This is a genomic window from Bradyrhizobium sp. BWC-3-1 (assembly GCF_032917965.1).
Taxonomy (GTDB): Bacteria; Pseudomonadota; Alphaproteobacteria; order Rhizobiales; family Xanthobacteraceae; genus Bradyrhizobium; species Bradyrhizobium canariense_D.
Window position 1 is genome coordinate 798,526 of sequence record NZ_CP136625.1, and the last position, 12,882, is coordinate 811,407.

The 12,882-nt window shown below is 64.0% G+C and carries 10 protein-coding genes and 1 pseudogene; 8 read left to right on the forward strand and 3 right to left on the reverse strand.

Translation table 11 applies throughout. The features are described 5' to 3' along the window. Positions 1 to 146: 146 nt before the first annotated feature. A complete protein-coding gene (locus RX329_RS03900; RefSeq protein ID WP_026232467.1) occupies positions 147 to 449 on the reverse strand; it encodes a hypothetical protein in 303 nt (100 codons plus the stop codon). A 194-nt stretch (positions 450 to 643) separates the two neighbouring features. Here RX329_RS03900 and RX329_RS03905 point away from each other — a divergent pair, with 194 nt between their 5' ends. The 5 genes from RX329_RS03905 (at position 644) to RX329_RS03925 (ending at position 5,702) form a co-directional block, all read left to right on the forward strand. Next, entirely contained in the window at positions 644 to 1,123 is a 480-nt protein-coding gene (locus tag RX329_RS03905; protein WP_018453125.1) for a hypothetical protein, read from the forward strand. 162 nt (positions 1,124 to 1,285) lie between these two features. After that, entirely contained in the window at positions 1,286 to 2,233 is a 948-nt protein-coding gene (locus tag RX329_RS03910) for a TAXI family TRAP transporter solute-binding subunit (RefSeq protein WP_018453126.1), read from the forward strand. 161 nt (positions 2,234 to 2,394) lie between these two features. Next, positions 2,395 to 4,506: a TRAP transporter permease gene (locus RX329_RS03915; RefSeq protein ID WP_085384262.1), complete on the forward strand. Its 2,112-nt coding sequence runs from the start codon at positions 2,395 to 2,397 to the stop codon at positions 4,504 to 4,506. Then, on the forward strand, positions 4,503 to 4,880 hold the full coding sequence (locus RX329_RS03920; RefSeq protein ID WP_198293337.1) for a DUF1850 domain-containing protein: 378 nt from the start codon (positions 4,503 to 4,505) through the stop codon (positions 4,878 to 4,880). Before RX329_RS03915 ends, RX329_RS03920 begins: the two co-directional genes overlap by 4 nt. Positions 4,881 to 4,895: 15 nt before the next feature. After that, positions 4,896 to 5,702 (forward strand): SDR family NAD(P)-dependent oxidoreductase, encoded by an 807-nt coding sequence (locus tag RX329_RS03925; RefSeq protein WP_085361122.1) that lies wholly within the window; start codon positions 4,896 to 4,898, stop codon positions 5,700 to 5,702. A gap of 159 nt (positions 5,703 to 5,861) precedes the next feature. On the opposite strand, the gene RX329_RS03930 is transcribed toward RX329_RS03925, so the two are convergent. Both RX329_RS03930 and RX329_RS03935 read right to left on the reverse strand, forming a co-directional pair. After that, on the reverse strand, positions 5,862 to 6,632 hold the full coding sequence (locus RX329_RS03930) for a hypothetical protein (protein ID WP_018453130.1): 771 nt from the start codon (positions 6,630 to 6,632) through the stop codon (positions 5,862 to 5,864). A 79-nt stretch (positions 6,633 to 6,711) separates the two neighbouring features. Further along, positions 6,712 to 8,289: a cation:proton antiporter gene (locus tag RX329_RS03935; protein WP_085361121.1), complete on the reverse strand. Its 1,578-nt coding sequence runs from the start codon at positions 8,287 to 8,289 to the stop codon at positions 6,712 to 6,714. 95 nt (positions 8,290 to 8,384) lie between these two features. Here RX329_RS03935 and RX329_RS03940 point away from each other — a divergent pair, with 95 nt between their 5' ends. The 3 genes and pseudogenes from RX329_RS03940 (at position 8,385) to RX329_RS03950 (ending at position 12,727) form a co-directional block, all read left to right on the forward strand. Beyond that, positions 8,385 to 9,143: a tetratricopeptide repeat protein gene (locus tag RX329_RS03940; RefSeq protein WP_085384261.1), complete on the forward strand. Its 759-nt coding sequence runs from the start codon at positions 8,385 to 8,387 to the stop codon at positions 9,141 to 9,143. 133 nt (positions 9,144 to 9,276) lie between these two features. Beyond that, positions 9,277 to 10,661: pseudogene (locus RX329_RS03945) on the forward strand (tetratricopeptide repeat protein). Between the two features lie 143 nt (positions 10,662 to 10,804). Further along, positions 10,805 to 12,727 carry a propionyl-CoA synthetase gene (locus RX329_RS03950; RefSeq protein WP_085361119.1) on the forward strand — a complete coding sequence of 641 codons (1,923 nt, stop codon included), beginning with the start codon at positions 10,805 to 10,807 and terminating at the stop codon, positions 12,725 to 12,727. The last annotated feature ends 155 nt before the right edge of the window (positions 12,728 to 12,882 follow it).

Genomic DNA, 12,882 nt, shown 5'->3' on the forward strand with positions numbered 1-12,882 from the left:
GCGAAGGCCGGGACCCATCACCACAGGGCATAGTTTGGGAGGACGGTCGTTCGGTACTGCGGCCGTACGCAATCGAGGGATCACGCGGTATGGGTCGCGGCCTTCGCCGGGACGACAGCAGTGTGTGGCGTCGCCGCGACCTCGCCCTACTGATCCGACCCGAACTTGAACTTGCCGTCGCCTTCCAGATACGGGCCGCTGCGCATGTAGAGCTGGCCGTTGTGGCCGAGGAAGAACAGCGTGCCCTTCGGCACCTTCTTGGCGCCCTTCAGAAGTTCGCCGGCATTGCTGGTGCCCATCTTGTAGGAGAAGGTCTTGCCGTCCTTGTCATAGGCGTAGCCGGTGTCGGGCTTGAGCTCCCAAGGTGTTGCAGCGGTCTGCGCCAATGCGGGTGCAGCGAACGCGCCGAGCACGGCCGTCACCAAAAATATCCTTGTCGAAAATGCCATCACCCTATCCTCCCCATCGAGGCTCCCGGCTTGAACAAATCACGAACGGCGCTTTCAGGTCAATTTGCGAAAGCGCCGCAGCGCATCACGTCTTGCCGAGCAGTTTGTGATTTTCCCTTCGTCCCCGCGCGACTATGTTCCGCTTTCCGTCTAGAACGCAATTCGACAAAAACATTGGGTAGGGGATGATTCGAATGAACCTCGTCATTAAAGCTTGCTGGGCCGCCGGCCTGTTGCTGACGGTGCTCGCGCCGGCCGCCCGTGCCGATGATTACCAGCTCAGCCACAACCAGAGGATCTCGTGCAGCCGCGGCCTGGCCCCGGGCAAGCTGAACACCGCGACCTGCAAGTCATACACCTACCTCTTCAACACCAAGACCTCGGAATATTTCCGTTGTCAGGTCTCGCTGGCGCTGACCCGGGACAACAAGGAAGTCATCAACGTCCAGACCGACGGCGGCTGTACCAAGAAGCCGCGCATCTTCGACACCGACGGCCATTACGATTTCGACGCGACCGAGACCGAGCCGCCGAACACCAATTCGTTCTTCGGCCCCGGCGGCTACTCGGTGTGGGCCGCCGACGTCGGCGCGCAGAAGGTGCGCGGCTGCATCATCATCTCCTCCGGCCTCGGCTCCGACATCTCCAAATGCCTGGACATGACCTTCCAGTGAGGGGCTGACCAGACCTGGCTGCGCCACCTCGCCGCACCTGGCGAGTTCCCCAAAAATCGAACCAGCACAGCCATTTACTGCAGTCCTGTTTTGACTTTTGGATGGGTTGACCCGCCCCCCTCATCCGGCCAACTTCCGGCCGGTTTGGGGAGTAGAAAGATCATGAAACGAACGATTTTCGGCGTGGCCGCGGCTCTTGCTCTGGCGGCCTCGGCACCTTGCGCGCAGGCGCAATCCTTTATCAATGTGCTGACCGGTGGCACCTCCGGCGTCTACTATCCGCTCGGGGTCGCGATCGGGAAGATCTACGGCGACAAGATTCCTAACGTGAAGACGCAGGTGCAGGCCACCAAGGCGTCGGTCGAGAATCTGATCCTGCTCCAGCAGGGTCGCGGCGAGATCGCGTTCACGCTGGGTGACTCGCTGAAAGCGGCCTGGGATGGCGACGAGGAAGCAGGCTTCAAGTCCAAGCTCGACAAGCTGCGCACGATCGGCGCGATCTATCCGAACTACATCCAGATCGTCGCGACTGCCGAGAGCGGCATCAAGACGCTTGCGGATCTCAAGGGCAAGAGCCTGTCGGTCGGCGCGCCGAAATCGGGCACGGAGCTGAATTCGCGCGCCATCCTGGCGGCGGCCGGCATGAGCTACAAGGATCTTGGCAAGGTCGAGTATCTGCCGTTTGCCGAATCCGTCGACCTCATGAAGAACCGCCAGCTCGGCGCGACGCTGCAATCGGCCGGGCTCGGCGTGGCCTCGCTGAAGGATCTGTCGACCTCGAGCCCGATCGTGGTGGTGTCGGTGCCGAAGGAGACCGTCGACAAGATCGGCCTGCCCTTCATCGCGGCGACCATTCCCGCCAACACCTACACCGGGCAGGACAAGGACGTGCCGACTGCGGCGGTGGTCAACTACCTCGTCACCAGCTCGGCGGTGTCGGACGATCTCGCCTACCAGATGACAAAACTGGTCTACGAGTCGCTGCCCGAACTCGCCAACGCGCATGCGGCCGGCAAGGAGATCAAGCTCGAGACGGCCGCCAGCGGCAGCCCGGTTCCGCTGCACCCCGGCGCGATCCGCTATTACAAGGAAAAGGGGCTGATCAAGTAACGTCGGCCTCGTTATCGGACGTCATGGCCGGGCTTGTCCCGGCCATCCACGTTCTAAGGCCAGGCGAGAAAGATCGTGGATGCCCGGGACAAGCCCGGGCATGACGGCGCGGATGGACCGTGCCAATGCTATAAGCGCTCGACGATTGGGGATGGGTTGAAATGCTGGAGAAGGCAGAGGGCGCTCAAGAGCCCATCAAGGTCGAGTTCGACAATTTCGAGCACGGTTTTCCGGAAGGCTTTGGCCCGGGCTGGTGGGGCACGCTCGCCTACTGGATCGGCATCGCCTTCGCGATCTTCCAGCTTTATGTCGCGGCCTTCAATTATCTGCCGAGCCAGGTGGTGCGCGGCGTCCATGTCGGCTTCCTCATTCTCCTCACCTTCGGCCTGATCGGCAACTTCACCGCCAAAAGCGATTTCGGCCGCGCGATCGGCTGGCTGATCGGCGGCATGGGCTTTCTGTGCGGGCTCTATCAATGGATCTTCTATGCGGATCTGATCGCACGTGACGGCGATCCGACGCGCCTCGATCTGGTGGTCGGCACGCTGCTCGCCGTCCTGATCTTCGAGGGCACGCGGCGGCTGATGGGCGCAGCGCTCCCGCTGATGTGCGGCGCCTGTCTCGTCTACTGGTTCTTCGGCCAGTATCTGCCGTCACCGCTCAACCATCGCGGCTATGATTTCGACCAGATCGTCACGCATCTGTCGTTCGGCACCGAAGGTTTTTACGGCGTGCCGATCTACGTCTCGGCGACCTACATCTTCCTGTTCATCCTGTTCGGCTCGTTCCTGGAGCGCGCCGGCATGATCCAGCTCTTCACCGACGTTTCTCTTGGGTTATTCGGCAGGACCCGCGGCGGCCCGGCCAAGGTCGCGGTGTTCGCCTCGGGCATGATGGGCACGATCTCCGGCTCCGGCGTCGCCAACGTCGTCACCGTCGGCCAGTTCACGATTCCGCTGATGATCAGGTTCGGCTATCGCCGCGCGTTCGCGGCCGGCGTCGAAGCGACAGCGTCGATGGGTGGGCAGATCATGCCGCCGGTGATGGGCGCGGTCGCCTTCATCATGGCAGAGACGCTCGGCGTCCAATATTCTGAGATCGTGAAGGCGGCCGCGATTCCCGCGATGCTCTATTTCGCCTCCGCCTTCTGGATGGTGCATCTGGAGGCCGGCAAGCACGGGCTCACCGGCATGAAGCGCTCGGAGATTCCGAGCGCCTGGAAGGCCCTGGTGACGCGCTGGTATCTCGTGCTGCCGCTCGCGGCGCTGGTCTACATGCTGTTCGAAGGTTTTACGCCGCTCTATGCCGGCAGCATGGGCCTCGCGCTCACAGTGGCGCTGATCCTTGGCACCGCCATCACGACAGGCGCGTCTTCGATGGCGATCCGCTATGTCTTCTGGATCGGGCTCGCGCTCGTCGTCGCGGCGCTCTCGCGCGACGGCCTTCAGATCGTGCCGGTCGCAGGCGTCGTCGTCGCGCTGATCGTGATCACTGCGTTCGTGCGTGGCGGATTTTCCGCCCTGCGCGCCTGCCGCGATGCCTTGGCTGAAAGCGCCAAATCCGCGATCACCGTCGGCATGGCCTGCGCCATCGTCGGGGTCATCATCGGCATGATGTCGCAGACCGGCGTCGGCACCATCTTCGGCGGCTGGGTGATCGATCTCGGCGAGAAGAGCCTGTTCCTGGCACTGATCATGACCATGCTGCTGTCGATCCTGCTCGGCACCGGCATCCCGACCATCCCGACCTACATCATCACGGCAGCGCTCGCGGCGCCCGCGCTGGCCAAACTGGGTGTGCCCCTGATCGCAAGCCACATGTTCGCGTTCTATTACGGCATCATGGCGGACCTCTCGCCGCCGGTGGCGCTGGCCGCGCTTGCCGCAGCACCGATCGCGAAGGAGAATCCGGACAAGATCGGCTGGGAGGCGATGCGCATCGCGCTCGCCGGCTACGTCATCCCCTTCATCTTCGTCTATTCGCCGGCGCTGATGCTGCAGGGCGGCGATCCCATGGCGGCCAAGCTCGGCTTCTACGGCGCGGTGGCATTGGCGACTGTCAAGGCGCTGGTGGCGATCGCGCTGTTCGGCATGGTCGCGATCGGATTCCTGTTCACGCGCCTGACGTTCCTCGAACGTTTGGTCGCGCTCGGTGCCGCGCTGTGCCTGCTCGGCGACTTCCCGTTCAGCGACACCGCGGGCTTCCTGCTCGCCGCTGCGATCGTGCTGTGGCAGTGGCGGCGGCGGCCGCCGGCGCCGGTCGAGGCGGTGTGAGCCTCTGCCTCGTCACAGCCTCAGGCCTGAAGGCGCTGGCGCTGTCCGCGTTCACACTGGTGTGGACGCATTCGATCGCGAAGGTCGACTGGCAGGAAGACTGGCGCGTCACCCCCGCCGGGCTCGAACTGGTGCAGGCACGCGTGAAGGGCACCGGCCCCGGCATGGAGCCGCCGCCCGAGGCGCGCCTCGTCGACGGCTGGTTTCAATGGAGGCCCGCGCGCGCGCCGATGCCGGAGGTCGTGCTGGGCAATTCGGACGCGGCTGGCGAATGGCGGCTATGCCATGACGGCAAGTGCCGGACGTTGTCCGAGATTGTCGGTCATCCCATTGGTGCTAACGTCACAAAGATGATCGTCTGCAAAGAACAATAATAAGGGAGACACGCGATGGGTCGGCTCACGGGCAAGGTTGCGATGGTGGTGGGTGCCGGCTCGATCGGGCCTGGTTGGGGCAACGGCAAGGCCACCGCGGTCACCTTTGCCCGCCAGGGTGCGCAGGTGTTTTGCGTCGATCGCAACGGCGCGGCCGCCGAGGAGACCGCGAAGATCATCGCGGACGAAGGCGGCCAGGCGAGCGCGTTCACGGCCGACGTCTCGCATGCGCGCGAGGTCGAGGCGATGGTCGCGGCATGCCTCAAGGCCTACGGCCGCATCGACGTGCTCGACAACAATGTCGGCATCGCCGAGATGGGCAGCGTGGTCGAAGTGACCGAGGAAAGTTGGGACCGGGTCTTCAGCGTCAACCTCAAGAGCGCCTATTTCGCCATGAAGCACGTCATCCCCGTGATGGTGAAACAGGGCGGTGGCTCGATCATCAACATCTCCTCGATCGCTTCGATCCGCCACATGGGCATCTCCTACGTCACGTACGGCACCTCGAAGGCGGCGATGAACCAGATGACCCGCACCACCGCGATCGAGTTCGCGCGCCACTATGTCCGCGTCAACGCGATCCTGCCCGGCCTGATGAAGACGCCGATGGTGGAACATTCCGCAGGTCTTGCGAACAGCTATGCCAAGGGCGATGTTGAAGCGATGTGGCGGGCGCGCGATGCGCAAGTGCCGATGGGCCACATGGGCGACGCTTTCGACGTCGCCAACGCCGCGCTGTTCCTGGCCTCGGACGAAGCGAAATATGTGACGGGCATCGAGCTCGTGGTGGACGGCGGGATCACGTGCAAGGCGGGGGCCTAGGCGTCGTTCCGTGTTCGCCGTCGTCCTGGACAAGCGAGCGTAACGAGCGCTGATCTAGGACCCATAACCCCAGGGAGAAGTTTGACGAAGGCTGGCGGCTCCGGCTACTTCAACATTCGGCATTCGGGGTAATGGGTCCTGGCTTTCGCCAGGACGACATCATTGCGCCAGCGCCAGAATCCCGCCGGCGAATGAATGCCATGCCGCCGTTTCGCTGATCGGCCAGTTCAGCACCTTCACCGCCAGCAGCGCGAGCGTGCCGGTGATGTAGACTGGATGCACTCGGCCCGCGGTGCGCCAGTCGCGTACCATGGCGACGACGAGCAGCAGCGAAGCGACCATCGCGGGCGCGATGGTGACGGGCACCGGCGGCGGCCCTGGCGGTCCCGAAGGCGCGAGGAAAGTGAGAAACCAGCGCGCGATCGCGGCATCGAGGATGGAGACCGCCGCGAGCAGCATCAGGCGTTTGTGAATCTCCGGCTTTCGCGTGTTCATGATCGCGAGCACGAATACACCAGCGAAGAACGCGATCCCGCTCATCGGCACGATCGAGAAGGCGATGCCGGCCTCTTTCTGGCCGAGCGCCGCGGAATGCTGCATCACATGGACGGAGGCGAGGAAGCCGAAGATCGTCATCGCGGTCGCGAGCGAAACGCCGGCTATGCCGAGCGCACGGTGATTGACCATGCGGCCTGAGGCGGCGAGCCACGTCTGGATCACGAAATAGAGAGACCAGGTGAAGAACAACAGGCCGTGGAAATGAATGACGGGGCTTGCGGACAATGTCCGGTTCGCGAGCGGCACAAAATAGGTCGGTGCGAAGCCGAGAAAGGCGGTGGCCGCGCAGGCCAGTGCCATGTGGAGATAGAAATATCGTGCGGGCGACGCATCTCGCGCGCGCACACGACGGTCGTCGATCAGGGTCGTCATGAGGGATGAGTCTGGAGAGGCGGCGTTTGGTTCAAACCCCTAGCCACCTGTGCAGGGTGCTTGTCGGGATGACGAAAATCTAACCCCCCGCGCTCAGTTCCGCGCGATCGAGCTCCTCCTCGACCCTGTGAAACGCGTCGTCACCGATCACCTCGGTGGCCCGGAGGTCGAAGATCGATTTTCGCGCGGCTTCGATGGCGCGGCGGCGCAGCGGATCGGCGGGCAATTCGCCGTTGGTGATGCCACCATGGGGATCGTCGTCGGCCTGCATCAGGATGGCACGATATTCGAGCCGCAGGATTTCGGCTTCCTCCGACGGATCGTCCTCGATCGCGTCGAGCGCCGCGCGATAGGCGACGGCGCGGGCGCGCGCGACCTCGATGCCGACGGGATCGTCGTCCTTGAGGCCGAACGCCAGGATCAGCGGCCGCAAGGTCAGGCCCTGCACGACCAGCGTGCCGAGCACGACCGCAAACGCCGAGAAGACGATGAAGTCACGATGCGGAAAGTTTTCCGGCAAGGCAAAGGCGGTGGCGAGCGTGACGAGGCCGCGCATGCCACACCAGGAGATGATGAGGCCGCCCTTGGCGGAGGCGACCTGCTTCGGATCCTTGGGGTGATAGATCCCGTGCGCCACCAGCGTGCGTAGCGTCGTGCGGTAGAGCGTGACCCAGGCCAACCGGACCAGGACCACGGTGAGCAGGATCCAGGCGGCGGCCAGGCAATAGTCCCAGCGCACGTCCGCGTCCAGCCGCGTCCAGATCGGTCGCATCTGCATGCCGATCAGCATGAACGCGAGCACGTTGAGCACGAACACCATCGTATCCCACACCGCGTAGGACGGCACCCGCAACCGCGCCGGCATGCGAGCGGGTGCAGCGCGTGCCATCGTGATGGCGTACACGACGATGGTGAGGATGCCGGAGAGGCCGAGATGTTCAGCGCCGATCCAGACCATGAAGGTAGTGGCGAATTGCATGATGATCGAACTGGGAGCCTCCGTGATCTGCACGATCACCAGTGGCATGACTCGCGCGGCGAGATAGCCGGCAACGACGCTGCCGACCAGCGCCAGAGCCATGGTTGGCGCGACCTGGCTCCATGCCAGATGCTCGGTGGCGATCGCTCCGACGGCGATGCGATAGATCAGGAGCGCGGTCGCGTCGTTGAGCAGGCTCTCGCCTTCCAGGACCTTCACCATGCGGTGAGGCAGCTTCACCTGGCTCAGGATCGCGACCGCGGCGGCCGCGTCCGGCGGGGCCACGATGGCGCCGAGCGCAACCGCGGCGGCCCAGGGCATATCAGGCATCAGCCGGTGCGCGACGTAGGCCACAGCGGCCGTGGTCAAGCCGACCGCGGCGACGACGAGGGTGGAGACCGGAACCCAATTGTTGCGGAGATCGCGCAGCGAGGTGTCGAAGGCGGCATCGAGCAGGACCGGTGCGACAAAAAGAGCCAACGCCAGGTCGGGCTCCAGCGTCCAGGACGGGCTCGACGGCACAAAGGCGATCAGTGCGCCCCCGATTGCGAGAAAGGTCGGGTAGGGGACCTTGATCCGCCGCGCCAGCGCCGATAATGCAACGGCGCCGAGCAGAAGCACGATGATCCATTCGAATGTCGACACGTTGATCCCCGAACCCGATTTGAGCGGCGCCACAAGCTAGCACCAATCCGGTCGTATGATGGATGATGCAGCCCCAAGGCAAGACCTCAAGGCGGACCTTAACTCAAGACTTTCCAACTGTGGCGAGCATGCGTTTTCTCATTCAATGGTCCGGCGCCGGGTTGCTCTTTGCGCTCTCGTTCGTTGCGGCTCATGCTGCGACCGGCGGCGAGCCGGCCGCGGTGCCGCAGGTCGACATCGCGCCGTGCCTCGCGGCCGCCGCAGCCGACGACATTGACAAGGCCGCCACGGCCTGCGCTGCCGTGATCGACAACGAGAAGACGGCGAAAGGCGACCTGATCAGGGCGCTGATCGCGCGCGGCGGGCTTTATGCGCGGCACGACCAAGTCGACCGCGCGATCGCCGACGACAGCCGCGCGCTGGAGCTCGATTCCGGTCTTGCCGATATCTTCAACGCGCGGGGCGAGCTCTGGCTAAGGAAGGGCGACAAGCCCAAGGCGGTGCAGGATTTCGGCGCAGCGTTGAAGATCGATCCGAACCACGAGAAGGCCAAGGTCAATAACAAGGCGATGGCGCGCGAGATCGAGCGGATCGGCGCGCAGATGGCGGTCGCGGGCAAGCCCAGCTTCATTTGCAAGGGTGCGCGCCGTCCCGTCGAGAAGGCGATCTGCGCCAACCGCGAGCTCGCTGATCTCGACCGTGAGGTCTTTGCCGCCAACGCGCGCGTGTTGCGCGAAGCCCGCAATGCAGGCGAAGCGAAGGCGCTTCAGCGCGAGCAGGACGATTTCATCGCCCGCCGCAACGCCGGGTTCGGCCGGCCGGGGTACGATTTGAAGAAGGCGATGCAGGAGCGGCTGCAGCGGCTCAACGGGGTGGACGGGTATTGAGGCTCCTCGTCTCGCTCGTAAGAGCGGGACGAAGGAGGGAAGGGATCGGTGCGCCGCTGGCACGCCTCGATTTGAACCGATTCTTTGGCTGCCGCGACAATGGTGAAAGCCTGATGTCCCGGAGCCCTATGCCATGTGCGGCACGCATCCTTCCGCGCAAATGCTCTCGTTTGCAAAAATCTCGTTTCGCTCGCTCCTGCTCAGCGCGGCAATGAGCGTCGTTCTCGTCGCCTCTGCTTCGGCCGGCGTCGATTGCGTAATCGGGAGCAAGGCCGCTCCGGCTGAGCTGATCCCGGCCTGCAGCGCCATCATCGACCAGGCCTCGAATCCATCCCTCGATCGCGCCGCGGCATTGCTGGTGCGCGCCGACGCCAATGCGCGAACCTCGGGCGGCCTCACGCAGGCGCTGCGAGATATCGATCGCGCCATCGCACTCGATGGCAAGAACGCAAAAGCCTGGCGCCTGCGTGGCGATCTCCTGCGCGAGGCCGGCGGCGATCTCAACCGCGCCGCGGCGGACCTCAGCAAGGCCATCGAGCTCGATCCGCAGGATTCGGAATCTTACGAGCTGCGCGGCGTCGTCTACACCAACCAGCACCGGCTCGACCGCGCGCTTGCCGATTACGACCAGGCGATCAGGCTGAAGCCTGACAATGCACAGGCCTGGTCCGACCGCGGCGTGACCTATTATCTCGGCGGCGACAACGAGAAGGCGATCCGCGATCTCAGCGAGGCGTTGCGGCTCGATCCGAACCGGCCGCGCAGCTACACCAATCGTGGCGCCGCCTACAAGAAGCTCGGCCAGCTCGACAAGTCGGTTGCCGACGACGGCGAGGCGATCCGGCTCGATCCGAAGGTGCCCGAATATTACGATAATCGCGGGCTGGCGCTGGCCGCGATGGGGGAGTACGACAAGGCGATTGCCGATTACGATCAGGCGCTCCGGCTGGCACCGCGGCCGAATTTCTTCACAAACCGCGGCGATTCCTACCACCTCAAGGGCGAGCTTGGCGCGGCGCTGAGCGATTACGAGGCCGCGCTGAAACTGGATCCGAATTTCGCGCAGACCTACAATAACCGCGCCGTGCTCTACAAGAAGATGGGCGAACGCAGGAAGGCGCTGGCCGACTATGAGACCGCGCTGCGGCTCGATCCGGCAACGACAACGCCGCCGCCGGCCGCCGTGCCATGATCGCGGAGATTGCGAAATTCGGCGGCGAGCCGCTGCGGCCACTCGCGGCGAATTCCGGCAATGGCCCGTCGTTCGATTGTGCCACTGCGAAGCGCGAGGTTGAGAAGGTGATTTGTGCCGATCCGCAGCTGGGGGTGCTCGATCGCCAGATCGCCGAGACCTACGAGCGCGTGCTGAAATCGGCCGGGTCCCGCTTCGCCGGCGGCCTCCGTCGCACCCAGCGCGATTTCCTCACCACCCGCAATACGAGCTTCGGCCGCCCCGGCTATGATCTCAGGAAGGTCATGCAGGAGCGGCTGCAGCGGCTGAATGCGATGGATAGCTGAGCATTGTTCTTTTCAGCTTGAACCGCGGCCCGTTCCCGGGAAAATACCCCTCAAACAAGGCCGGTACTTGATCCCTGTCATGGCGGGACGTCTGTCCTGCAACAAGGTCAAGGCCAGGCGAATAAGGGAACGGGAGCGCGGGAATGAACGTCCGAGGAAACATCGACGGAAAAAGTCTCTATCACGAGGTTTATGCGCGCTCGCTGGCTGACCCCAAGGGCTTTTGGGCCGAGGTGGCCAAGGAGATCGACTGGATCGAGCCACCGAAAAAGATATTCGATCCCTCGCAAGGCGTCTACGGCCGCTGGTTCAGCGGTGGCGTCGTCAACACCTGCTACAACGCGCTTGACCGTCAGGTCGAACGCGGCCGCGCCGACCAGGTCGCGCTGATCCATGATTCGCCGCTGGCAAATAGCGTCACCAAATTCACCTACGCCGAACTGCTGGCCGAAGTGCAGGCGCTTGCCGCCATCATGCAGGATTTTGGTGTCGCCAAGGGCGATCGCGTCATCCTGTATATGCCGATGGTCCCCGAGGCCGTCGTCGCGATGCTCGCCTGCGCGCGCATTGGCGCGGTGCACTCCGTGGTGTTCGGTGGCTTTGCCGCGAAAGAGCTCGCCACCCGCATCGACGATGCGCAGCCAAAGTTGATTCTGTCGGCGAGTTGCGGCATCGAGCCCGGCCGGATCGTGCGGTACAAGCCGCTGCTCGACGAGGCGATCAGGCTTGCGGGGGCAAAGCCGAAGGCCTGCATCGTGCTGCAACGTCCGCAGCTCGTCTGCGCCCTCACGCCCGGCCGCGACTATGATTGGGCGGGCCTGCGCCGCAAGGCGATGAACGACGGCAAGAAGGCGCCTTGTGTGCCCGTCGCCGCTACCGATCCGCTCTACATCCTCTATACGTCAGGCACGACCGGCATTCCCAAGGGTGTCGTGCGCGACAATGGCGGCCATCTCGTCGCGGTGAAATGGTCCATGTTCAACCTTTATGGCGTCAAGCCGGGCGAGGTCTGGTGGTGCGGCTCCGACATCGGCTGGGTGGTCGGCCACAGCTACATCGTCTACGGCCCGCTGCTGCATGGCGCGACCTCGATCATGTATGAGGGCAAGCCGGTCGGCACGCCCGATGCCGGCGCGTTCTGGCGCGTGATCAGCGAGCACAAGGCCGTCGCCTTCTTTACTGCGCCGACCGCGTTCCGCGCGATCCGGAAAGAAGATCCGGAAGGAAAATTCATCCGGCAATACGACCTCTCGACGTTCCGCACGCTGTTCCTGGCCGGCGAGCGCGCCGATCCGCCGACGGTGGAATGGGCGGAGCAGCAGTTGAAAGTGCCTGTGATCGACCATTGGTGGCAGACCGAAACCGGCTGGTGCATCGCCGGCAATCCGGTTGGCTTAGGTCAGCTGCCGGTGAAGCACGGGTCGCCGACGGTGCCGATGCCGGGCTATCAGGTCGACGTGGTCGACGAAGCGGCAAAGCCGGTCGGTCCGAACACCATGGGTTCGATCGTCATCAAGCTTCCGATGCCGCCGGGCTGTCTGCCGACGCTGTGGAATCAGGACGAACGGTTCAAGGAAGCCTATCTCACCGAATTCCCCGGCTACTACAAAACGTCGGATGCCGGCTACAAGGACGACGACGGCTATGTCTTCGTCATGGGCCGCACCGACGACATCATCAACGTCGCCGGCCATCGGCTCTCCACCGGCGGCATGGAGGAGATCCTGGCTTCGCATCCCGATGTCGCTGAATGCGCCGTGCTCGGCGTCAAGGACGCGATCAAGGGCGAGGTGCCCTGCGGCTTCCTGGTGCTCAAGGCGGGTGTGAAACGGGCCCCGGCCGAGATCGAGAAGGAGATCGTCGCGCTGGTGCGCGACAAGCTCGGTCCCGTTGCCGCGTTCAAGCTCGCCATCACCGTCGGCCGCCTGCCCAAGACGCGATCCGGAAAGATCTTGCGCGGCACGATCAAGAAGATCGCAGATGGTGAAGCTTGGACCATGCCGGCGACGATCGAGGACCCCAAGGTGCTGGACGAGATCGGCGATGCGCTGAAGGGGCGGGTGTGAGGTTTGCAATGGGGCTTGAATAGGCCGCATTTTTCCGCTCAATCCTCATCCTGAGGAGCGCGCCTGGCGCGCGTCTCGAAGGATGAAAGGCCCCGCTGCGGCAGCTTGGCCTGCATGGTTCGAGACGCCCGCTGCGCGGGCTCCTCACCATGAGG